Origin of the sequence: Sinosporangium album, from assembly GCF_900100605.1 — a bacterium.
Classification (GTDB): Bacteria; Actinomycetota; Actinomycetes; order Streptosporangiales; family Streptosporangiaceae; genus Sinosporangium; species Sinosporangium album.
This window is the reverse complement of sequence record NZ_FNCN01000016.1, coordinates 30,882-53,421: the sequence shown is the minus strand read 5'-3', so window position 1 is coordinate 53,421 and position 22,540 is coordinate 30,882. Positions and strand designations below refer to the sequence as shown.

The 22,540-nt window shown below is 69.5% G+C and carries 16 protein-coding genes and 1 riboswitch; of the genes, 6 read left to right on the top strand and 10 right to left on the bottom strand.

All coding sequences use genetic code 11. From position 1 onward, the window contains the following. Positions 1-9: 9 nt before the first annotated feature. Positions 10-471 carry a MarR family winged helix-turn-helix transcriptional regulator gene (locus BLQ73_RS17880; RefSeq protein ID WP_093171609.1) on the bottom strand — a complete coding sequence of 154 codons (462 nt, stop codon included), beginning with the start codon at positions 469-471 and terminating at the stop codon, positions 10-12. A 205-nt stretch (positions 472-676) separates the two neighbouring features. Here BLQ73_RS17880 and BLQ73_RS17875 point away from each other — a divergent pair, with 205 nt between their 5' ends. Next, positions 677-970, top strand: coding sequence for a DUF2530 domain-containing protein (locus BLQ73_RS17875; protein ID WP_245691165.1), 294 nt, complete (start codon positions 677-679; stop codon positions 968-970). A 22-nt stretch (positions 971-992) separates the two neighbouring features. On the opposite strand, the gene BLQ73_RS32505 is transcribed toward BLQ73_RS17875, so the two are convergent. Beyond that, positions 993-4,214, bottom strand: coding sequence for a sacsin N-terminal ATP-binding-like domain-containing protein (locus tag BLQ73_RS32505; protein WP_176955523.1), 3,222 nt, complete (start codon positions 4,212-4,214; stop codon positions 993-995). Positions 4,215-4,254: 40 nt separating this feature from the next. Next, a complete protein-coding gene (locus BLQ73_RS17865) occupies positions 4,255-5,070 on the bottom strand; it encodes a DUF3027 domain-containing protein (RefSeq protein WP_093171608.1) in 816 nt (271 codons plus the stop codon). A 211-nt stretch (positions 5,071-5,281) separates the two neighbouring features. Between BLQ73_RS17865 and BLQ73_RS17860 the strand changes: the two genes are divergently transcribed. Next, positions 5,282-6,784 (top strand): MFS transporter, encoded by a 1,503-nt coding sequence (locus BLQ73_RS17860; RefSeq protein ID WP_093171607.1) that lies wholly within the window; start codon positions 5,282-5,284, stop codon positions 6,782-6,784. Positions 6,785-6,913: 129 nt separating this feature from the next. On the opposite strand, the gene BLQ73_RS17855 is transcribed toward BLQ73_RS17860, so the two are convergent. Further along, positions 6,914-7,312: a cold-shock protein gene (locus BLQ73_RS17855; protein ID WP_093171606.1), complete on the bottom strand. Its 399-nt coding sequence runs from the start codon at positions 7,310-7,312 to the stop codon at positions 6,914-6,916. 189 nt (positions 7,313-7,501) lie between these two features. On the opposite strand from BLQ73_RS17855, the gene BLQ73_RS17850 reads away from it, so the two are divergent. The 3 genes from BLQ73_RS17850 (at position 7,502) to BLQ73_RS17840 (ending at position 12,441) form a co-directional block, all read left to right on the top strand. Next, positions 7,502-9,937, top strand: a complete 2,436-nt coding sequence (locus BLQ73_RS17850) for a helicase-associated domain-containing protein (RefSeq protein ID WP_093171605.1) — start codon at positions 7,502-7,504, stop codon at positions 9,935-9,937. Between the two features lie 89 nt (positions 9,938-10,026). Further along, positions 10,027-10,695, top strand: coding sequence for a DUF4190 domain-containing protein (locus BLQ73_RS34635; protein WP_093171604.1), 669 nt, complete (start codon positions 10,027-10,029; stop codon positions 10,693-10,695). Positions 10,696-10,794: 99 nt separating this feature from the next. Continuing rightward, positions 10,795-12,441, top strand: a complete 1,647-nt coding sequence (locus BLQ73_RS17840) for a DNA repair helicase XPB (protein WP_093171603.1) — start codon at positions 10,795-10,797, stop codon at positions 12,439-12,441. A gap of 587 nt (positions 12,442-13,028) precedes the next feature. Here the strand turns inward: BLQ73_RS17840 and BLQ73_RS17835 are convergent. Beyond that, entirely contained in the window at positions 13,029-13,322 is a 294-nt protein-coding gene (locus tag BLQ73_RS17835) for a hypothetical protein (RefSeq protein ID WP_093171602.1), read from the bottom strand. Positions 13,323-13,599: 277 nt separating this feature from the next. Here BLQ73_RS17835 and BLQ73_RS17830 point away from each other — a divergent pair, with 277 nt between their 5' ends. Then, the gene (locus BLQ73_RS17830) at positions 13,600-15,693 is read left to right on the top strand and encodes a HelD family protein (protein ID WP_420820020.1); all 2,094 of its coding nucleotides are present in this window, start codon (positions 13,600-13,602) and stop codon (positions 15,691-15,693) included. A 235-nt stretch (positions 15,694-15,928) separates the two neighbouring features. On the opposite strand, the gene groL is transcribed toward BLQ73_RS17830, so the two are convergent. From groL to BLQ73_RS17805, 5 genes are all read right to left on the bottom strand, one after another. Further along, positions 15,929-17,554: a chaperonin GroEL gene (gene groL, locus BLQ73_RS17825; protein ID WP_093171601.1), complete on the bottom strand. Its 1,626-nt coding sequence runs from the start codon at positions 17,552-17,554 to the stop codon at positions 15,929-15,931. A gap of 769 nt (positions 17,555-18,323) precedes the next feature. Beyond that, positions 18,324-18,524, bottom strand: a complete 201-nt coding sequence (locus BLQ73_RS17820) for a cold-shock protein (protein WP_055507665.1) — start codon at positions 18,522-18,524, stop codon at positions 18,324-18,326. A 1,552-nt stretch (positions 18,525-20,076) separates the two neighbouring features. Beyond that, positions 20,077-20,355 carry a MoaD/ThiS family protein gene (locus tag BLQ73_RS17815; RefSeq protein WP_093171600.1) on the bottom strand — a complete coding sequence of 93 codons (279 nt, stop codon included), beginning with the start codon at positions 20,353-20,355 and terminating at the stop codon, positions 20,077-20,079. Between the two features lie 43 nt (positions 20,356-20,398). Beyond that, the gene (gene thrC, locus BLQ73_RS17810) at positions 20,399-21,667 is read right to left on the bottom strand and encodes a threonine synthase (protein ID WP_093171599.1); all 1,269 of its coding nucleotides are present in this window, start codon (positions 21,665-21,667) and stop codon (positions 20,399-20,401) included. 14 nt (positions 21,668-21,681) lie between these two features. Beyond that, positions 21,682-21,825, bottom strand: a riboswitch (SAM riboswitch). Between the two features lie 98 nt (positions 21,826-21,923). Further along, positions 21,924-22,487, bottom strand: coding sequence for an RNA polymerase sigma factor (locus BLQ73_RS17805; protein ID WP_093171598.1), 564 nt, complete (start codon positions 22,485-22,487; stop codon positions 21,924-21,926). Positions 22,488-22,540: the final 53 nt, after the last annotated feature.

Sequence of the window (22,540 nt, the reverse complement as noted above, 5' to 3'; positions counted from 1 at the left end):
CGGGGTCCGCTAGATCTTGCTGAGCTTCTCCAAGATCGGTGCCGCCTGCCGCAGCACCGTTCTCTCCTCGGGAGTCAACTCCTTCAACCTCTGTGCCAGCCAGGCCTCTTTGAGTCGGCGCTCCTCCTTCAACAGCGCCAGCCCGGCTTCGGTCACGGTGACGGTCACTTGCCGCCTGTCGGTCGGATGGGGAGTGCGGGAGACCAAGCCGCGCGCGGCCAGCGCGGCGATCACCCTTGTCATCGAGGGCGGTTGTACCTTCTCTTGCTCGGCCAATTCGCCGGGGGTTATCGCGGAATGCCGATCCACCGCGACGAGCGTCGCGAGCTGCGTGGGAGTCAGCGAGTGCTTCGCCGACTGTCTTCGCAGTCTTCTGTTCAGCCGCGCCAGCGTTACTCGTAGCGCGGAAGCCAACCCGACGTCGCTTCGCAGGTTCGCGACCGGGCTTACCTTGGGAGGGTTCGTTAGCATGTCTCATTACCTTTGCTAACTATATACGCTTCCATGGCATTCCCTCCAAGCACCACAGTTTTCCGGCAGACGCCGAGCCTACTCACCTCTCTCCGCGACCAATCCCCCACCGTGAGTCGGGACCGCACATCGCGATCATGACTCCGCGGCGCCCTACCGAGAGTGGGCGCGGAGCCGGGGAACGGTGGCGAAGTAGGGTGTATGCGTGAGCCAGCCGCGCCGACCCGACCCCGAGCCGCTGAAGACCAACGACATGGCGACCGTGCTCGTCGGCACGGGGATCTGGGCGCTCGCGCTGATCGTGCTGCTCGTGTTCCAGCCCGACCTGGAGCAGAGCTGGTGGGTGTGGACATGCGTGGCCGGCATCGTCGGCGGAGCGTTCGGGGTCTGGTTCATCCGCCGCAAAGACCGCCGCGCCGCGGCCCGCGCCGCACCGGTGCGCGCGGGCGACGACGAACGGCCGGGTGGCGACCCCCCGCAGGGGCCCGCCACCGTGTGACGCGCCGGCCGTCCGCCTCGCGTCAGCCGTTCAAACTGTCGAGGTCGGCCTCGGCCAGCAGCAGCGGCACCGCGTCGGGGTCGCGCAGCAGCGCGGCCACGGCCAGCCGGTCGGCCCAGTGGCCCGCCGCCCAGGCGAGTCCGCGCGCGAGACCGTCGACCCCCGAGCAGTGCACCGCTCCCTCGAAGAACCTCCACGAGGCCGGGACGCCGTCCACCAGCAGCTCGTCGTGCTCCACATAGGTCGACGGCGCCGTCGGCAGCAGCGAGCGCACCGCCGCCGGCACCTGCCGTACGGTGCCGGACGAGGTCACCTCGCCCGCCACGACCTCGCCGGCCAGCGGCAGGTCCAGCAGCTCCGACAGCGCCTCGGCGAGATCGAACGGCGCCAGCAGCAGCGGCCGGTCCGCCACGCGCGAAAGCAGGTCGGGCGCCTCCACCACCACGGGCCCTCCCGCGCCACCCGCGCCAGAGCCGCCCGTTGCAGAGCCGTCCGTTCCCGAGCCGCCCGTTCCCGAGCCGCCCGTTCCCGAGCCGCCCACCAGATGCCCGTCCTCGGCATCGGCCACGACGATCTCGCCGTGCAGCACCGCCCGCACCGCGCCCGGCGGCTCGACCCTCGCCGGGTCCACGGCCGCGAGCGCGATCCACAGGGAGCGGAGCTGCGCCCGGTCGACCTCGAGATCGGGATCGGCGAGCAGATCGAGCAGCTCCTCGGGGCCGCCGCGCTCGGCGAGCAGGTCGGCCAGCGTCGTGCGCACACCGATCATGGACAGGGCCGCGGGGTCGAGGCCCGCGGGGGCTTCGCCGTACAGGCCGAACAGCAGCGGATCGCCGTCGGCCACCCGCAGCGAGGTGGGCGTGTGCCCGCCGAGCACCGGGTGGGTGCTGAGCCACCACGCGGTATACGAGGGGACCTCGATGGTCTCGCCCCCCGACACCACGCGCAGCGGATGCAAGGCGGCGCGCAGCGGCGGACGGGTCAGCAGCGCCAGGGCGGCCTTCCAGTCCGCGACGTATTCCAGGTCCCTGATCGCGGTGAACTCCGGCGCGACCGGCGGCACGTCGAGCTCGGGCATCATGTCGAGCACCGCCTCGAGCCACTCCTCCTCGCGGTCGAGCCCGTGATCGCACTCATCGAGGTCGAACAGCACGTCGGTGTCGTTGGCCACCGCGAACCCGTCGAGCACCCCCGCCGCGGCCAGCACGCGCGGCCCGTAACGCTCCACCAGGTCGGGCGCGGCCACCCCGAACGGCGTGTCCTCCTCGACCAGGCCCGCCAGCGTGCCACCGGCCAGCAGCAGCTCGCCGGCGGGATACAACTCACCGGCCTCACTCCGCAGCGCCAGATCCCCCAGCCACGGGGCCTCCCCCGCCGTCAGCCCCGCCGCCTCCACCAGGGCGAGTACGGCTGCCGCCACCGGCTCGGCCTCCCCGCTGTCGATCGACTCGGCCACCGCGGCCCGGGTCAGCGGGTCGTCGAGCACCGTGCGCGGAGTCGCCTCGGCCGCCCCGAGGCGCGACAGCAGCGGATGGGCCGCGTCGGGGTGGACGACGCGCAGCCCGAGCGGCGCCAGCACGGCCGGGTCCAGGGACGACGACCCCTCCGTCAGCACGAGGGTGCCCCTCGCCCCGCGCACCAGCCGCCCATCGGCCAGCGGGACCGGCAGCGCGCCGATGGCCTCCGGGTCGTCGGCCGGCAGCACGTCGTACAGCGAACGCCACCACGCCGGGTCGCGGCCCTCGACCGCGTCGCCCGACAGAAGCTCGATCACCTCGGCCAGCTCCACCCGCCTGACCCCGAGCGTGGTCAGCGCCGGATGGCGCGAAGGCCAGTCGGCGGGCAGCAGGCCGGGCACCACCGGCGCCACGAGGTCGAGCAGCTCGGCCGACCCCGCGACCGACGTGGCCTGGCGGCCCGCCACCGCGCCCTCGAACGGGCGCCACCACCCGTCGGGTTCGTCGCCGGCGGGCCGCGCCGTCTTCTCCGGCTCGTTGAGCAGCTCGAACGGGTCCACGGGTCCGGTGCCCCGCGGCTCGGCCGGGGCCGACAACGCCGGCAGCAGCGGCGTATCGGGCAGCCGGCGCAGGATCGCGCGCCGGATGTCCGCGTCGAGCTCCGCCTTGCCCATCAGCCCCGGGACCAGCCCCAGCAGCGCGGGCGTGCGGGGCAGCCCGGAGAGCAGCTCCAGGTAGCTCTCGGCCGCACGCTCGACGAGGAACGCCGTCAGCGGCCCCTTCGCCACATGCCTGCGGTCGGTCGCCATGGGGAACGTCGCGATGAGCAGCGCCGGCAGGTCGAGCGGCTCGTCGCTGGGCGTCGGCGCGTGCACCACCGGCGGCACGCCCGCCGGCAGGGGCAGCGGCTCACCGGACGCCGCCAGCGGCACCGCCCAGCGCACCGACCAGTACGGCCTCGCCCGCTCCTCCGTCGGCCTGTCGGCGAACAGCTCCGCCACCTGCTCCGGGGTGAACTCCCCCGACGCCGAGACGACACGCCAGTTGTCGGCGGCGACGGTGCGGGTGTCACCGTCCACGTCGATCTCGATCACGCCGAGCGCGGGCATGCCCAGCGGCAGCGCCGCATCGGTCTCGTCCAGCATCCGCCGGACGCTCTCCTCGGCGGTCTTGTCGCGCAGCGGCAGCCGTACGACCGTGTCGAAGCCCTCCGGCACCTCCGGAGGCTCGGCGGCGAACGGCAGGCGCAGCATGGGCACATGGCCCTCGCGGTCGCGCAGCACCCCGGACAGGGAGGGCAGGCCGGCCACGAGCGCGGCGGTCTCCTCGCGCGACCATCGCACGGCACCGGTCGCGCGGGACCCGATCAGCGGGGCGTCGCAGACCGACACCACCGCCGCGAACCCCACGCCGAACCTGCCCGCGGCGCCCTTCTGGTCGTGTTTGGCCGAGACCCGCAGCGTCGCCAGCCCCTCGACACCGGCGGCGTCGAGCGGGGCGCCGGTGTTCGACGCCGTCAGGACCCCGTCTTTCAACACCAGGCGCAGCCGTCCCGGCACTCCCGCCCGCAGGGCGGCGTCCGCCGCGTTCTGCGCCAACTCCACGATCAACCGGTCGCGGTAGCCGCCGAGGGCGAAGTCCTCCTCGGCGTTGGCGTCCTCACGAAACCTTGCGGGCGACGCCGACCAGGCGTCCAGCACGGCCGCCCGCATCCGGGCGACCCCGAACACGTCGTCACCGGATGCTGTGGCAGGGGCCGCGACATCACTACCAGAAATATCGGTCATGTATGTGGTCCCAGGAAGAGGTGGGGGCGTCGGCCGGTCGTCAGGAGTGACCGAAAGGCTCAGACACATCCTCTTCGACCGACCCGGTCAGATCGGTGGCCTCGTCGTCGGCCTCCATCAGGTCATAGCCAAGATCATCGAGGATCGGGGGCGGCTGCTCAAGAGTCGGAGGCATCACGGCCGCCTCGGAATGCGCCCCGCACCCGTGATCGGCGGCCACCACCTTGCCGTCGTCCGGCGCGTACTCATTCGCGCACACCCCGAACCCCATCCTCAGCGCCCCCGCGAGCGGCCAATAGAAACCGCACGTCGAGCACTGCGCCGGCGCCGCGTGCGCCAACGGCGAATGCGGGCCCGACTCGCCCGAGTGCCAGCGCCGCACCGCCTGATCCCTCCCCAGCGGGGAAAGCACACGGGCACGGCCCAGGCCGTACTCGAAGAACATCTGGTGGTCGGTGTCGTCGTCGGAACTGAACCCCGGCGCCAGCCGGTCGTCGTCCGCCGACGTCGGCAGCAGATCCCCCACCCCGAGATCCCCGGGGCGCAGCCGCTCGCTCCACGGCACCCACGCCGGCGGCATCAGCGCCTCCGCCCCGGGCAGCAACACGGTCTCACTCACCGTCACATGCCGCGCCCGCGACGCCCGCGCCACCGTCACCGCCCAGCGCCATCCCCGGTAGGCGCGGTCCAGGCACGCGAAGTAATGCGTGACGACCCGGTCACCCTCGCCCTCATAACCCAGATGCTCGCCGACCTCACCCGGCCTGGCGATCTGCTGCGCGGCCACACGGGCCAACTCGACGGCGTCGACGCATGCCTGGTCGAGTGCTGGGGTGCGGGATCGAGTACGGCTCACACTTCATTCTCACCCATCCCCACACCGGCCAGCACCCAGCACCACACCAAACCTGCAACACATCCCCCCAACAGCCCTTCCACCCCCAAAAAACGCCTCCCAGCCCGCCCCGAGCCATCGCCCCACCCCCGCCCGTCCTCCCACCGCCCCACCAACCCACCCAAAGCAGGTCCCAACCCGACATGAATGACCGCCGCATAATGAAACTGTGATGAACTGGCGGAAGATCGGGGAGGTGGCCCGGGGTTTCGGTCGAGGGGCTTCCCGGGCGGGGCGGGTCACTGTGCGTGCCGGGAGAGGGGCCGCGGGCACGTCGCGCAAGGTCGGCCGGGGCGCCGCGGGGGCGACACGGAGTGTCGGCAGGGCGACGCGGCGGTTGACGCACGCCGGCGGGGCGGGCCGTACGGGGCTTGGCCGTCTGATCGAGGTGACCGCCGCGCACAGCGCGGGCGACGCGCTGATCACGGTGGCGCTGGCAGGCACGCTGTTCTTCGGGTTGCCGGTCGACGAGGCGCGCGGCCACGTGGCGCTCTACCTCTTGATCACAATGGTGCCGTTCGCCGTGCTGGCCCCTTTTGTCGGCCCCGTGTTGGATCGTTTCCGTTCCGGCCGCCGCTACGTCATGGCGGGCACCCTGTTCGCCAGGGGCCTGCTGTGCTTCGCGATGGCAGCCGCCGTACGCCCCGGTGACGTGATCACCCTGTTCCCCGCGGCCCTGGGCGTGCTGGTGCTGTCCAAGGCGTACAACGTGTCCCGAGCGGCGATCATGCCGAGCGTGCTGCCCGCCAACACCACACTGGTGACCGCCAACGCCAGGGTTGCCCTGTTCTCGCTGGTCACAGCGGGGGTGGCCCTGCCCATCGGGGCGGGCCTTGTGGCCTGGCTCGGGGCGGAGTGGGTGCTGCGCGGGGCCATGGTGCTGTTCCTGGTGCTCGGGGTCCAGGCCGTACGGCTCCCGCGCCACATCGACTCCCCCGATCTCGAAGAGGCCGAGGTCGACGAGGAGGGCGCGAAGATCGCGCGGTGGCGCACCCTGCTCAGGGTCGGTCCCGTGGTATCGGAGGCACTGAGGGCCAACGCCGCCATCCGGGTCTTCTCAGGGTTCCTCCTCTTTTATCTACTTTTCCTGGTCCAGGACAAGCATCTCCCCGGCCTCCCCGCCGAGGGCACCATCGCCCTGCTGGCGGTGGCCGCGGGCGCGGGCGGCCTGGCGGGGGCCGCCGCGGCGTCCCTGATACGTGCCAGGTCGCCGCAGATCGCCGTGCTCGCCTCGCTCGGCCTCTGCACCGCGACCGCCGCGGTGGCGGCCTACCTCTTCGGCCTGTGGGCCGGCGTGGCCGTGGCGCTGGTCGCGGCTTTCGCCCAGGAACTCGGCAAGCTGGCGCTGGACGCGATCGTGCAGCGGGAGATCGGGGAGGAGGTGCGCTCGTCCACCTTCGGGGTGGTGGAAGCGCTCCTCCAGCTCGGCTGGGTGCTGGGCGGTGTCGCCGGGCTGGTCATGTCGCTGCTCTCGCGCGGCCCGGCGGGGCTGGCCGGGGTGGCCGCCGTGACGGGGCTGACGTTGGCGTGGCTGCTCATCGCGCGTCGGCTGCGCCTGTCCCGGAGCCGGGGCTCGGCGAACCGGCGGACGGCTCGTTCGCGCGTCCACGGGGAGGATGTCGACAACCAACCCACCGTCGAACGTACGAAGCCGCTGGCCAACCCGTTCGGGTGACCGGACGGCGGGGCCGTGCCGTACGTCTTGTCGGCCGTGCTCCGCACGCCGCCCGGTCGCGCCCACAGCGCAAGCCCCCCGCACACAGGAGGCCCGGAGGGCCTCCGCGCAGACCTGAAGGGCGCTCGCTCAGCCCTCCAGGTCGTCCGCCACCGCGCGGAGCACCGTCGCGATCTTGTGCGCGTGCGTGGCGTCGGGGTGCTTGCCCTTCTGGTAGGACGTGGAGATCGCGTCCAAAAGCTTGATCAAATCTTCAACGATGACGACCATCTCGTCGGGCTTTTTCCGCTTTCCCTTGGCCCTGGGAGCCTTGGCCAGTGTCGGGGGCTGTTCGAGGACGCGCACGGAAAGCGCCTGTTGGCCGCGGCGTCCCTCGGCCACACCGAACTCGACCTTCTGGCCGGGCTTAAGGGAGTCGACCCCGCTGGGGAGTGCGGAGGAATGGACGAAGACCTCACCGCCGTCGTCGCGGGTGAGGAAGCCGAATCCCTTGTCGGCGTCGTACCACTTGACCTTGCCACTCGGCACAGGGGTGACCTCGTTCAGACTGTCGTGAAAGTGAATGGATGTAGGTTATGCCCACACGAGGCATTGAGCGACCGTCGAATCAACCCCGAATTGGGATCCGCGCCCCTCCATCCCCGATCTCCACGATAAGCGCATGCTCTCCCTATTGCGATGGTTGGCCTGCGTCCCGTTCCTCCTACCATGGAATGAGTGAGCGACGAGTTCATTCAATGGTTGCGTGAGCGCGATGACGAGCAGTTGTGCGCTCTCACTTCGGCGCGCCCTGAGCTGGTCACACCCGTGCCCGCCCACCTCGCGGGGCTGGCGGCGCGGGCGACGAGCCCCTCGGCGATCGGCCGCGTGCTCGACAGGCTTGACCGCTTCACGCTTGCCGTGGTGGAGACACTCACCGTTCACTGCGGCCCCACCTCCCTGGACGCGCTGGTCTGCTCCCTGAGTCGCGCCCTCCCCGGCGACGGCCGCAGCGCCGGGCTCGCGGCACGCGTCTCGGCCGCCGTGGACAGGCTGTGCGCGCTGGCTCTGGTGTACGGCAGGCGCGAGGCCCTCGACGTGGCGCCGGGCGTGCGGGAGGTACTGGAGAGCCCGGCGGGGCTGGGCCCGCCGGCGGTGGAGGTGTTCCGGCACTATCCGCAGGAGCGGCTGGAGGCGATCATCCGCGATGTGGGAGCGGGCACGCCCGCCCCTTTCGCGGACTCCGCGGCGGCCCGCGGGCGGCTCGCGGGGGTCCTCGACGACCTCCGCACCGTCGAACGCCTGGTGGCGGAGGTCTCGCCGCAGGCACGCGCCGCCCTCGCCGAGCTCGCCTGGGGGCCGCCCAGCGGCAGGGTGCCCAACGCGCGGCGCGAGGTGACCGCGGCCTCGGCCAAGTCCCCCATCGAGGAGCTTCTGGCCAGGGGGCTGCTGGCTGCCACCGGTGACGAGAGTGTGGCCCTTCCCAAGGAGGTCGGGCTGTTCCTGCGCGGTGGACGGCTCCACCGCGACCTGTCGCCCGAGCCGCCCCCGCTCACGGGGAAGCGGCGCGACCCTGACCTCGCCGACCGTACGGCGGCGGCACAGGCGTTCGCCTTTGTCCGCTCCGTGGAGGACCTGTGTGAGAGGTGGGGATTCGACCCGCCGGGGGTGCTGCGCACGGGCGGCCTCGCCGTACGCGATCTGAAGCGCGTCGCGACGCTCCTCGACGTGTCGGAGGCCGTCGCCGCGCTGGTGGTCGAGGTGGCCTTCGCCGCGGGCCTGATCGCGGCGGGCGGCGGGGTGGACGGCGACTGGCTGCCCACGACGGCATACGACATGTGGCGGGTCAAGAGCACCGAGGACCGCTGGGCCGTGCTCACGTCGGCGTGGTTGACCACCGACCGGGTGCCCGGCGTGGTCGGTGAGCGGGACGACCGGGACCGGCTGCTCAACGCCCTCCACCCGGATCTGCGCCGCTCCGCGGCTCCGGAGGTGCGTACGGCGGCGCTCGGCGTGCTGGCCGACGCCGAACGCGGCCTCGCTCCCGCCCCGGCCGCCGTGCTCGACCGCCTGACCTGGGAGCAGCCCCGCAGACGCAAGCCCAACCGCGACCGGCTGGTGGAGTTCGCCCTCAAAGAGGCTGAGGTGCTCGGGGTCACCGGCCTCGGCGCGCTGGCGGCGCATGGCGCGGCCCTGCTGCGGAGCGCCTCTGCCGGCCCGGCCGCCGCGGCGGGCAACGGCGCGCGGCGGCAGCCCGGGTCCGCGGCCGACCTGCTCGGCCCGCTGCTGCCCGAGCCCGTCGATCACGTGCTGCTTCAGGCCGATCTCACGGCTGTCGCCCCCGGGCCGCTCACCGCCGAGCTGAACCGCTGGCTGGCGATCACCGCCGATGTCGAGTCGACCGGAGGGGCGACGGTCTACAGGTTCGGCGAGCAGTCGATCCGCCGGGCTCTCGACGCGGGGCACAGCGCCGGCGATCTGCTGTCCATGCTGGAAAGCCATTCGGCCACGCCCGTGCCGCAACCGCTGTCCTACCTCGTCTCCGATGTCGCCCGTCGCCACGGACGCATCCGGGTCGGTACGGCATCGGCCTACATCCGGTGCGACGACCCCGCGCTCCTCGACCAGGTCACGGCGGACAAACGTTCCGTCCCGCTGCGGCTGCGGCGGCTCGCCCCCACGGTCATCGCCTCGCGCACCACGCGGGTCGCGCTGGTCGACGCCCTGCGCGCCATGGGATACGCGCCGGTGGCCGAGTCCCTCGACGGCGATGTGGTCATCGCCCAGCTCGACACCCGCCGCGCCGAAGCGGCACCGCCGGCGAAGGTCACCTCGTCGTTCTCCGGGCTGTCCACCGAGGTCGTGGCGGCGGCCGTACGCGCGATGCGGGCGGGGGACGCGGCCCATCTGGCCCGGCGGAAACCGACCGGCGCGCCGGCGGGCCAGGTGCCGCGCACGCCGTCGACCGCGACCATCGCCGCGCTGCAAGAGGCCATCAAGCAGGGCACCCGGGTGTGGATCGGCTACCTGGACTCACAGGGCAACGCCTCCAGCCGCATCCTCGAACCGGCACGCATCGAGGCCGGATATCTCACGGCTTACGATGAGACGCGCGCGGCCGTACACCGCTTCCAGCTTCACCGCATCACCGGAATCGCCGATATCAACGACTGATCGCTTTCGCCCAGGTCCGCGCTGGCTGTCACCCATGTTGACTATCGTGCTAAGTGCGATCCATTCACGGCGACAGGAAGCGGAGCCACGTGAACAGCGGCCAGCCCCCTGAGGGCAACCCCGACCCTTGGAACAGTCCATACGGCGCAGGGCCTCAGTACGGCTCGCCGCACGAGCAGCCCCGCACCCGCGCCTATGACTCCGGCCCGCACTACGGCCCGGAGGCGGGGGGACACCCGCCCCCGCCGCACCCCGGCACGCCGTACGGCCACGAGCCCGGTTACGGTCAGCCGGACTACGGTCAGCCGGACTACGGGCAACCCGGTTACGGTCAGCCCGACTATGGGCAGCCCGGTTACGGTCACCCTGGTTACGGCCGGCCGGACTACGCGGCGCAGCCGTACGGCCAGCCATACGACCCGTCCGGCCACGGCCCCGTGGACTACGGCAACCCCTACGGCCCGCCGACTGAGTACGGCTACTCCGGATACGGCCCGCCGCAGCCCCATCCGAACAGCCCCAGAACACACGCCATCGTCGCCCTGGTGATCAGCGCCGTCCTGGCGCTGAGCTGCTGGGTCAGCATCGGTGGCATCATCGGACTCATCCTCTCGATCAACGCCTTGAACAAAGCGGATCAGGACCCGCCGAGCGCGCGGCGGCTCCTGAAGGGCGCGTGGATCGCGATCGGCGCCAACGCGGCGCTTTTGGTCGTGGGATTCGTCTTGTGGATCGTCTTCGCGCTGACGTTTTACTAACCGACCGCCAAGATCACGGGGTCTTTTCGGATAACGGGACTGATTCGGTCGGCGCGGGTGTTGGATATGCGTTAGCCGTACAGACCTGGAGTCCGCACAGTGAATGATGGCCCGCTGATCGTCCAATCGGACAAGACGTTGCTCCTCGAAGTCGACCACGAGAGGGCCGACGAGTGCCGCAAGGCGATCGCGCCGTTCGCGGAGCTGGAGCGCGCCCCCGAGCATGTGCACACCTACCGGGTGACGCCGCTCGCCCTGTGGAACGCCAGAGCGGCCGGACACGACGCCGAGCAGGTGGTCGACGCCCTGATCACCCACAGCCGCTACCCGGTGCCGCACGCGCTGCTGGTCGACGTGGCCGAGACGATGTCGCGGTTCGGCAGACTTCGGCTGGAGAAGCACCCCGTGCACGGCCTGGTGCTGACCAGCACCGACCGCGCCGTGCTGGAAGAGGTGCTGCGGGCCAAGAAGATCGCCCCGATGCTGGGCGAACGCGTCGACGCCGACACGGTCGCGGTGCACCCGAGTGAGCGGGGCACGCTGAAGCAGGCGCTGCTCAAGCTGGGGTGGCCCGCCGAGGACCTCGCCGGATACGTCGACGGCGAGCGGCACCCGATCGACCTCGCCGAGGAGGGGTGGACGCTCCGCCCCTACCAGCGCGAGGCCGCCGACGCGTTCTGGCACGGCGGGTCGGGCGTTGTCGTGCTGCCCTGCGGTGCGGGCAAGACGATCGTGGGCGCCGCGGCCATGGCCCGCGCGTCGGCCACGACGCTCATCCTGGTCACCAACACGGTGTCGGCCCACCAGTGGAAGCAGGAGCTGCTGCGCCGCACGTCGCTGACGGAAGACGAGATCGGCGAGTACACCGGCTCGAAGAAGGAGATCCGGCCCGTCACCATCGCCACCTACCAGGTGATGACGACGCGCAGGAAGGGCGTCTACCGCCACCTGGAGTTGTTCGACGCGCGCGACTGGGGCCTCATCGTCTACGACGAGGTCCACCTGCTGCCGGCCCCGATCTTCCGTATGACGGCCGACCTGCAGGCGAGGCGGCGTATCGGGCTGACCGCGACGCTGGTCCGCGAGGACGGCCGCGAAGGGGATGTCTTCTCCTTGATCGGGCCCAAGCGCTACGACGCGCCGTGGAAGGAGATGGAGAACCAGGGGTGGATCGCCCCGGCCGACTGTGTCGAGGTCAGGGTCACACTGACCGATGACGAACGGCTGAGCTACGCAATGGCCGAGGCCGAGGAGCGCTACCGGTTCTGCGCGACGACACCGACCAAGATGCGCATCACCGAGGCGCTGGTCAGACGGCATCTCGGCGAGCAGGTGCTGGTGATCGGGCAATACATCGACCAGCTCGACGAGCTGGCCGAGCACCTCGACGCCCCGGTGATCAAGGGGGAGACGCGGGTGCGCGAACGCGAACGGCTGTTCCAGGCGTTCCGCGACAAGGAGATCCAGGTGCTCGTGGTCTCCAAGGTGGCGAACTTCTCGATCGACCTTCCGGAGGCCTCGGTCGCGATCCAGGTGTCGGGCACCTTCGGCTCCCGGCAGGAGGAGGCGCAGCGCCTCGGCCGGGTGCTGCGTCCCAAGTCCGACGGAGGCGGGGCACGGTTCTACTCGGTCGTCAGCCGCGACACGGTCGATCAGGACTTCGCCGCCCACCGGCAGCGGTTCCTCGCCGAACAGGGCTACGCCTACCGGATCGTGGACGCGGACGACGTGCTGGACGAGGCATAGGTAGCGGGGCATAGGTAGCGGGGTTTGAGCATGTTCTCGCCCGGTTCCGGGCATGCGGAATCGACCTCGCCGACTTCACAAGAGCGCGATCACATCGGACGTCATATCGGACGCTCCGGTGAACACTCCGGTGAAGAGGAAACGCTTCATCCCACCCACGACCGACGGCACGCCGAGACCCGGCCAGGCCGCTGACCTGGTCTGATTCGGCAATGCCGTACGACTCGCCGGGGGATGAAGGCGCTCGATATGCCGCCCGCGGGTGTGTCATCGGGACACGCCACTGGGCGTACACCTAAGGCACTCCCCACCCCATGCACGGGCCGCGTAAACGGTCACAACGACTCTCGTGAAGTCCGCTCACATTCGAGTCATGGCCGATAGCGGCTCGCGACAGAGGATGAAAAGTACTCACGACCTAGGTCCACGAAATACCACGGATCTTGGACAAGAGAACCACCCCCTCGCCTGGTCTGATGACCAGCTTGCGACATACCCCATGATCTGCTGAATTCACCAGGCTTGCCCGCCTTTTTCCACGAATCTTGGCGAGAGGCTGAACACAATCACGCTTAGTATGGGAATGGCTACTGAATGAGCATTCCGCCAATGAACAGTGTGCCTTCCGCTGCCACCCATGCGGCAATCGCCACACCGATGGCCACGCGGAAGCGCGCGACTTCACGGCGGACAGAGGGCGCCAACCAGGCTGCCGCCGTACAGCATCCGGCAACCATGGCGAACAAACTCGATACCGCCGCAACCACGCCCAACCGCGCGAAGCAACCGCCGTCCCTCTTCTCGATGGGACAGAACGCCTCCAGGCCCCACCCCGCGAACACCGAGAAGCCCCACAGGACCGCAAGCAGGAGACTCGCCACGGTCGGTATGACGGGAGAGATCCCTACCTGTGCACGTGTCACGCCCGGTCATCTACCCACGCCGGGCAATTCTTAGTTCGCCTTTTCCGCCCATCTTTGAGCACCCATCCACACAACTCCTCTGACCTGGCCGAACACGATCAGCGCTCACGAGGCCCAAAAGTCACAGTTCGAGTACGGCATGGCAAATAACAGGTGGAACCCATCCGGACGACACGAGTAATCTGGCGAGTTTCCCCTCCATGACCGTTCACCATCACGCCTGAGGAGAGGACGCGTGTCCGGACATCGACTCGCCCCCGACATACCCGAAAACCCGCAAAGCCCGCCGCCGTCCCCTGCATATGGCGCCGCACCCGCGGAAACCGGCGCCGAGGACGCCGTGCTCACCGCGGAACGCGCCCACCTCACACGGTCCCGGGAAGCGCTCCGCACCATGCGCGAACACGCCCAGTCGCTGTCCTCCGACGCGGCGGCCGACTGGGTATCGGAGCAGACGCTGCGCTTCCTCCTCGACCAGCGCGTCGCCGCACTCGCCGACCACCCCGACACGCCGCTGTTCTTCGGGCGGCTCGACCGCGACGCCGACGACGACCTGCCCACCACGCTCTACGTCGGCCGCCGCCACGTCCACGACCAGGCGAGCAGACCGCTGGTCATCGACTGGCGCGCCCCCGTGTCCCGCGCGTTCTACCAGGCCGGGCCGAGCGACCCCATGGGAGTCGCGCTACGGCGGCGTTTCGGCTACAGAGGCGGAGAGATCACCGCCTTCGAGGACGAGCCACTCACCCAAGGCGAACCCCTGGGCCCCTCCCGCATCCTCACCGAGGAGATCGAACGACCCCGCACCGGCCCGATGCGCGACATCGTCGCGACCATCCAGCCGGACCAGGACGAGATCGTACGCTCCAACCTCGCGCAGACCATCTGCGTCCAAGGCGCACCGGGCACCGGGAAGACCGCGGTCGGCCTCCACCGGGCCGCCTACCTGCTCTTCACCCATCGAGAACGCCTCACCCGCTCCGGAGTGGTGATCGTCGGCCCCAACCGGGCATTCCTCTCCTACATCTCCTCCGTCCTCCCCGCCCTCGGCGAGGTCAAAGTAGGCCAGACCACCGTCGTCGACCTCCTCGGCGGCCACACGACACCCGAAGACCCGGCCATCGCCGCCCTCAAAAGCGACCCCCGCATGGCCGACGTCCTGCGCCGCGCACTCTGGCTGCACGTCGTCAAACCCTCCGAGGGACTGGTGTTCAGCAAAGGCGCCCACCGCTACCGCGTCGCCGACTACGAAGTCCGCGAAATCGTGGCCGGCCTGCGCGGCACCACCCGCTACGGCCCAGGCCGTACGGCGCTCGCCCGGCGGCTGGCCCACGCCGTACTCGTCGGCATGGAACGCAGAGGCGGATCCCCCGACGACCGGGTGCACGACTCCGTCACGCGATCACAGCCGGTCAAGCGCCTCGTCGACCAGGTGTGGCCCAAGCTCACCCCCGAACAGGTGCTGCATCGGCTGTTCACCGACGCCGACTTCCTGGCCGCTGCCTCCCGCGACACCCTCACCCCGGACGAACGCGACCTTCTACTTCAGCGCAGACTCCCGCGCTCCTGGAAGACCGCCCGCTGGACCGTGGCCGACGCGTCGCTCCTCGACGAGCTGGCCGACCTCATCGACCGGCCGGCCTCCATCGGCCACCTCATCGTCGACGAAGCCCAAGACCTCTCCCCCATGCAACTGCGCGCCCTCGGCCGCCGCTGCCGCAACGGCTCCGCCACCGTGCTCGGCGACCTCGCCCAAGGCACCACCCCCTGGTCCACCCGGTCGTGGAAGGAGGTGCTCACCCACCTCGACATCGACGACGGCACCGTCACCGAACTGACCCTCGGATTCCGCGTGCCCCGCGAGATCCTCGACTACGCGGCCAGACTGCTCCCCGCCGTCGCCCCCGACCTCGCGCCCCCGCAGTCACTGCGCCCCGGCGCCGGCTCACTCAGCGTGCACGAGGCCCCCGCCCCCGAAGCCCTCGCCGACACCCTCACCGGCACCGTCACCCACGTCCTCACCCGCGAAGGCTCCATCGGCCTCATCGCGGCCGACCACAGCCTCCCCGCCCTCTCCACCGCACTCACCGAGGCCGGGCAGCCCCACACCGTGCTCACCCCCGACGCCCACGACGACCACCGGCTCACCCTCGTCCCCGCCGGCCTCGCCAAGGGCCTCGAATACGACCACGTCATCGTCGTCGAACCCGCCGACATCGCCGCCGCCGAAGAGCGTGGCCTCGCCCGGCTCTACGTCGCCCTGACCAGAGCCGTCACCTCCCTCACCGTCGTCCACGCGACGCCCCTGCCCGCCCTCCTGCGGGACTGACGGCCGCTCGCGCAGCGGCAGCCCGTGCCCGTACGGCTCACGCCCACGGGAGGCGTGCCTACGGAGGGCAGTCGGCGGGCGGTTTCGGCCACGCCGGGAACCCTCACCGAGGGTGACCGATGGCCTGAATCGTGAGGGTCGGGGGCGTGCCGACCCCCATGACGAGACCCACAATGCGAGAAAAGGTGGCCCCGGTGCCGGGGGCCACCTTTTCTAGAAGGCTGAGAGAAAGGACTTAGAAGTCCATGTCCCCGCCGCCGCCCGGCATGGCCGGGGCCTTCTCCTTCTCGGGCTTCTCGGCGATGACGGCCTCGGTGGTGAGGAACAGCGCCGCGATGGAGGCCGCGTTCTGCAGAGCGGAACGGGTCACCTTGGCCGGGTCGATGATGCCCGCCTCGAACATGTTGACGTAGTCGCCGGAGGCCGCGTTGAGGCCCTCACCCGGGGTGAGGTTGCGGACGCGCTCGACCACGACGCCGCCCTCAAGGCCGGCGTTGACCGCGATCTGCTTCAGCGGCTCCTCAAGCGCCTTCTTCACGATCGAGGCGCCGGTGGCCTCGTCGCCGCCCAGCTCCAGCTTGTCGAACGCCTTGGCGCCGGCCTGCAGCAGCGCCACGCCGCCGCCGGGGACGATGCCCTCCTCGACGGCCGCCTTCGCGTTGCGGACGGCGTCCTCGATGCGGTGCTTGCGCTCCTTGAGCTCGACCTCGGTGGCCGCACCCGCCTTGATGACGGCCACGCCGCCGGCGAGCTTGGCGAGACGCTCCTGGAGCTTCTCGCGGTCGTAGTCGGAGTCGGTGTTGTCGATCTCGGCGCGGATCTGGTTGACGCGGCCCGCGATCTGCTCGGCGTCGCCGGCGCCGTCGACGATGGTGGTCTCGTCCTTGCTGACCACGACCTTGCGGGCGCGGCCCAGCAGGTCGAGGGTGGCGGTCTCCAGCTTGAGGCCGACCTCCTCGGCGATGACCTGGCCACCGGTGAGGATGGCGATGTCGCCGAGCATGGCCTTGCGGCGGTCGCCGAAGCCCGGGGCCTTGACGGCGACCGAGCGGAACAGGCCGCGGATCTTGTTGACGACCAGGGTGGCCAGGGCCTCGCCCTCGACGTCCTCAGCGATGATCAGGAGCGGCTTGCCGGACTGCACGACCTTGTCGAGCAGGGGCAGCAGGTCCTTGTTGGCCGAGACCTTGGAGTTGACGATGAGGATGTAGGGGTCCTCAAGCACCGCCTCCATGCGCTCCGGGTCGGTCGCGAAGTAGTGCGAGATGTAACCCTTGTCGAAGCGCATGCCCTCGGTGAGCTCAAGCTCAAGGCCGAAGGTGTTGCTCTCCTCGACGGTGATGACGCCTTCCTTGCCGACCTTGTCCATGGCCTCGGCGATCATCTCGCCGATCTGGGCGTCGCCGGCGGAGATGGAGGCGGTCGACGCGATCTGCGCCTTGGTCTCCACGTCCTTGGCCAGCTTGGAGAGCTCCTCGCTGACGCGCTCGACGGCGGCCTCGATGCCCTTCTTCAGGGCCATCGGGTTGGCGCCGGCGGCGACGTTGCGCAGACCCTCGCGAACCAGCGCCTGGGCGAGCACGGTGGCGGTCGTGGTGCCGTCACCCGCGACGTCGTCGGTCTTCTTGGCGACTTCCTTGACGAGCTCGGCGCCGATCTTCTCCCACGGGTCCTCGAGCTCGATCTCCTTGGCGATGGACACACCGTCGTTGGTGATCGTGGGGGCGCCCCACTTCTTCTCCAGAACGACGTTGCGGCCCTTGGGACCGAGGGTCACCTTGACGGCGTCGGCGAGCTGGTTCATTCCGCGCTCAAGACCGCGCCGGGCGTCCTCGTCGAACGCGATCATCTTGGCTGCCATACGGCTAGACCTCCCAGATAACAGGGTGGCTTGCAGCGGATCGAGCCGACGCCCGCGACGGCATGTGAACCCGCCTCTCCACGACACCAGTCGTCGTGATCGGCCAGGCCCCATCGCCCCGATCCCGGTTTGTCACTCTCACCAGGAGAGTGCCAACGAACTGTTTAGCACTCTACCCTTGAGAGTGCAAGCTCCATCCCCCCTGACCTGCCCCAAACGCTCGCAAGAATTCACATCCAGGCCACGTCCTATTCCTCCCACCTCATGCCCAAACGCCACGCTCCCCGCCCTCGGGGGGCACGCCGGGAGACGGGCCGGAAAGTCGTCCCGAGACGGGGAGCGGTACGGCAGGGCGGCACGGCAGGGCGGTACGGCAGGGCGGTACGGCAGGGCGGCACGGCAGGGCGGCACGGCAGGGCGGCAGCCACGTGAAGGCGATTCCAGACGCTGAAGGCCCATCCGCCGTTGCTCACGGCGGATCAGGCCCCCGGAACGGATCCGACCCCCAGGAGGAGGCCGCGGAGACCAGGAGGCCCGGTCAAGGCGAAGGGCCGGGCCGAGCGCCGATCCGAAATCCGGTCCGCTGAACGTGACCCGACTCGGGCGCGAGGGAGGCTCTCAGGTGTCGCATGCATGGGGCCCGGTTCGCGCGGGGTGCGCATGAACCGGGCCCGATGTTCGAGTCAACGAGGCGCCGATAGATCCTCACGGACTGCGTTGCCGTGTGATCTATCGGATCTCGCGACGCTCTTGCTGAACGACAGCCAAGTCAGACAGTGCGTACGGATTCAGCCTGAGGCCCCTTCTGGCCCTGGGTGATCTCGAACTCGACGCGCTGACCTTGCTCAAGTGCTCGATAACCGTCCATCAAGATCGCCGAGTAATGGACGAACACATCCTTACCACCGTCGACCGCGATGAAGCCGTAGCCCTTGTCCGCGTTGAACCATTTGACGGTGCCCTGCGCCACTTTCCGACTCCTCTTACTGGGCTCTGGACCACACCCATTCCTCTTGCGTGGCCCGCGACCTCCGATGCGTAAGCCGCTAGAAGCGGACTCCGCTACGTCGATCGCCCTCGACCATACCTGTGGGAACCCATGGGGCAACAGAGTCAATCCACAAACTACTTCTTGCAGCGAACGGTTAGCGGGATCAGAGAATTATCCCCTGACGTTTAGTTAGTCAAAAACTGCATTATGTAGCATGTGACCTAAACCACTGCCTCCGATGAAAAGCATCCGAGAGGGCAACCGGACCCCAGAGTCCGATAAGGGCGATATCGCACGACTTATGGTGGTTTACTGGAACGTTCCGATACGGCACCGCCACATACCCAGCACGTCTGCATAACGTCGCCATCACACCTCTGACCTGCGATAATGCTCAGCTTGAGAGGCCGTGCCGGTCGAGTGGCGGACTTACCAGATGACAGCTTCGACAAGGTCGCACGCAAGGCATGGTTCGGTCGGCCAATGAGGGGGACGATGGGGGGAGCGCCCTCTCGGGGGAGGGGCATCGGGGGTGGTTACCGCCGGGAAGACAGCGCCGGCCGATCCCGTCAAAGTTCTGTTGCACCTGCATTCGCACCTGCACCTGCACCTGCATTCGCACCCGCACTTGCATGGGCATAAGCACGGGCAAAAGCACACGCATAAGCATGGACGACGAACTCCTCACCCGTTCAGTTAATGCCTGGCGACCACCTGATGACATGCACACGAACGCGAGCCTCCGCTGTCGACCGGGCCGCCACGGACGGCGCCCGCATGCATCGCCGAACGGCCCGGAAAACGCTCACCATTGTCCGAGGAACGGTACATAGAAGAGGGCAGAGAAGAGGAAGAAGTGAGTCCACGGGAAGCACTCGGCAAGAGGAACCCTCGAATTGCCTACTCTCCTCCTCTGCCAGCGACAAGGCGTTCGGGAACACGACACAGGCCGACTACCGGACAGGGTCGGCTTAGTCCCTGGGCCCAATACGGCCCTTGCACTGTTCCAATGTCCCGGCTCGAATCCCCCGGCCGCCGACTCCAAAGCCCCACCGATGTGACACGTAGCCCAAGGGTGGCCCATAGGCCGTACGCCGGCCGTACCAGAGCCGGGCAGGGGGTCACGCGGAGGACCGCGAGAGCACGCGAGAGCACGCGAGAGCACCGCCGCGCAGCCGAGCACAGCGGCCGGAACAAGGGCTGGAACAAGGACCGGAACAAGGCGGGCAGGGGAACGGGCCACAGGGCGACAGGCGCCGCAAAGGGCGCGGATCAGCGGATCGAACGCCGTCCTCGCAGCTCACAACGGGTGTCGGCCCAGCATCACCCGCGACGACACGGACACCACACGGACCGCGAGCAGGCAGCCGACGCGACGGCGATCAGCGCATCGCTCGGAACAGCGGCACGCCACGCCGACTGCCCGCCGCCCCTCTACCGCCCCTCTACCGATCCTCCGCCGACTCCCCCCGGACACGCGCGTGGCCGGGGTCCGAGGACCACCGGCCACGACGGGACGAGCGATGAAGGTTCAGCAACCGCCCGCGACGGCGGGGATGACGGAGACCTGGACTCCGGCGGGGGTCGCGGTGTCGAGACCGTCGGCGAAACGCACGTCTTCATCGCCGACGTAGACATTGACGAAACGGCGGATCTTCCCGCTGTCGTCAAGGATTCTGGCGCCGATGCCCGGGTAGTCGGCGTCGAGCTTGGCGAGGACGTCGCGCAGGGTCGAGCCCTCACCGGCGACCTCGGCGGCCCCGTTGGTGTAGGTGCGGAGGATCGTGGGGATGCGCACGGAAACGCTCATCTTGCACTCGCTTTCGTCGGTCGAGGTATCGGGAGCCGAGGGGTCAGGCGTCGGCGACAGCCGTACGGAACGCCTCAAGGGAGGGCCGGATCACGGCGGCGGGCCGGGCGTGGGCGGCCACGGCGTCGAGGGTCTTGAGGCCGTCGCCGGTGTTGAGGACGACGGTCTCGGCGTCGGGGTCGAGTGCGCCTTGGGCGACCAGTTTGCGCAGCACCCCCACGGTCACGCCGCCGGCGGTCTCGCCGAAGATGCCCTCGGTGCGGGCGAGCAGCCGGATGGCGTCGACCACCTCGGTGTCGTCGACGTCTTCGATGGCTCCGCCGGTGCGGCGGGCGATGTCGAGCACGTAGGGGCCGTCGGCGGGGTTGCCGATGGCGAGGGATTTGGCGATGGTGTTGGGCTTGACCGGCTGGACGACGTCGTGGCCGGCCTTGAAGGCGGTGGAGACCGGAGAGCAGCCCGCGGCCTGAGCACCGAAGATCTTGACGGGGGTGTCCTCGACGAGGCCGAGCTTCACGAGCTCGCGGAAGCCCTTGTCAATCTTGGTGAGCTGAGAGCCGGAGGCGACGGGGATGACGATCTGCTCGGGGAGGCGCCAGCCGAGCTGCTCGGCGATCTCATACGCCAGGGTCTTGGAGCCCTCGGCGTAGTACGGCCGGAGGTTGACGTTGACAAACCCCCACTTGTCGCCGAGCGGGTCGCCGATCAGCTCCGAGCAGAACCGGTTGACGTCGTCATACGTGCCCTCGATCCCTACCAGTTTGCCCCCGTAGACGGAGGCCATCACGATCTTGGCCTCTTCAAGGTCGGCGGGGATGAACACGCAGGCCGAGAGCCCGGCGCGGGCGGCGGCAGCGGTGACGGCGCCGGCGAGGTTGCCGGTCGAGGAGCACGACAGCGTGTGGAAGCCGAAGTTGCGTGCGGCCTCCAGGGCGATGGCCACGACGCGGTCCTTGAAGGAGTGCGTGGGGTTGCCCGAGTCGTCCTTGATGTGGAGGGAGCGCAGTCCCAGCTCACGGGCGAGATTGTCGGCCTTGACGAGCTTGGTCCAGCCCGGGGCGAGGTTGGGCTTGGCGGCGACGTCGGCGGGGACGGGGAGCAGGTCGCGATAGCGCCAGACGCTGGTGGGGCCGGCGGCGATCTGCTCGCGGGTGACCCTGCCGAACTCGTAGGCGATCTCCAGGGGGCCGAAACACTCCAGACAGGCGAAGCTCGGACCTAGATCGTAGCGAGTGCCGCACTCGCGACAGGAGAGCGCGGAGGCGGGACCGAAATCGACGGCTGCGGGGGTCTCTGTTGTTGCGAGCGCCATGAAGCGAGGCCTTTCCCTCATCTTCGCCCGGCGACCACCCTGGTCGCGGGCCGGAATTGGCACCTGTCCCGGCTGACCCCGCGATCGGCGCGAGAACCTTGTCCGGGAGGGTTGCCGGGGCTTCGCAGGGCCGGTCCCTCCACCCCTCTGGATGAGCAAATATGAAGTTGTGAACCCGGCATGCGGGTCGATAAGACTCTACAACGCTGGTAGTGATGCCCGGGGAGGCGTCTCGCCACGTGAGATGGTCACGCTCTCACAACGAGATGCCATACTCGGAGCCAAGAGCTGCCTGCACGAACTTGCGCGCCTGATGGATGCGCGACTTCGCTGTTCCGAGGGGGATGCCCAACTGCTCGGCCACCTCCGCGTAGTCGAGTTGGCAGATGTCGCGGAGCACCAGCGCCTGCGCCAGGTCGGGCTTGTCGGTTTCGAGCGCCTCCATCGCGTCGAGGAGATCCAGCCTGGAGCCGGCGATCACGCTGACCCGCCTCGGATCGGGCCGCTGGGTCGGCAGGTCGTCCGACGACTGCTCGGCCGCGCGCCGCTTGAGGGAGCGATACGTCGTGCGCGCGCAGTTGGCGGTCACGATGTGCAGCCAGGTGCTGAACCGGGAACGCCCTTCGAAGCGGGAGATGTTGCGGGCGACCGCGAGCAGGGTGTCCTGGCATGCCTCCTCCGCGTCCTGCCGATAAGGCAGGATGCGAGCACAGTGGCGCATCACATGTGGCTCGATCTGTTTGAGCAGCTCGCCAAGTGCACGGTGATCGCCTCTGGCCGCGTCCCGGGCCAGATCCTCGGTCGTGTCATCCAGCGCCATCGCCAGTCCCGTCGCGTGAATGTGATCCGTCTAGGCTGCGGTGTGGGAGGCCG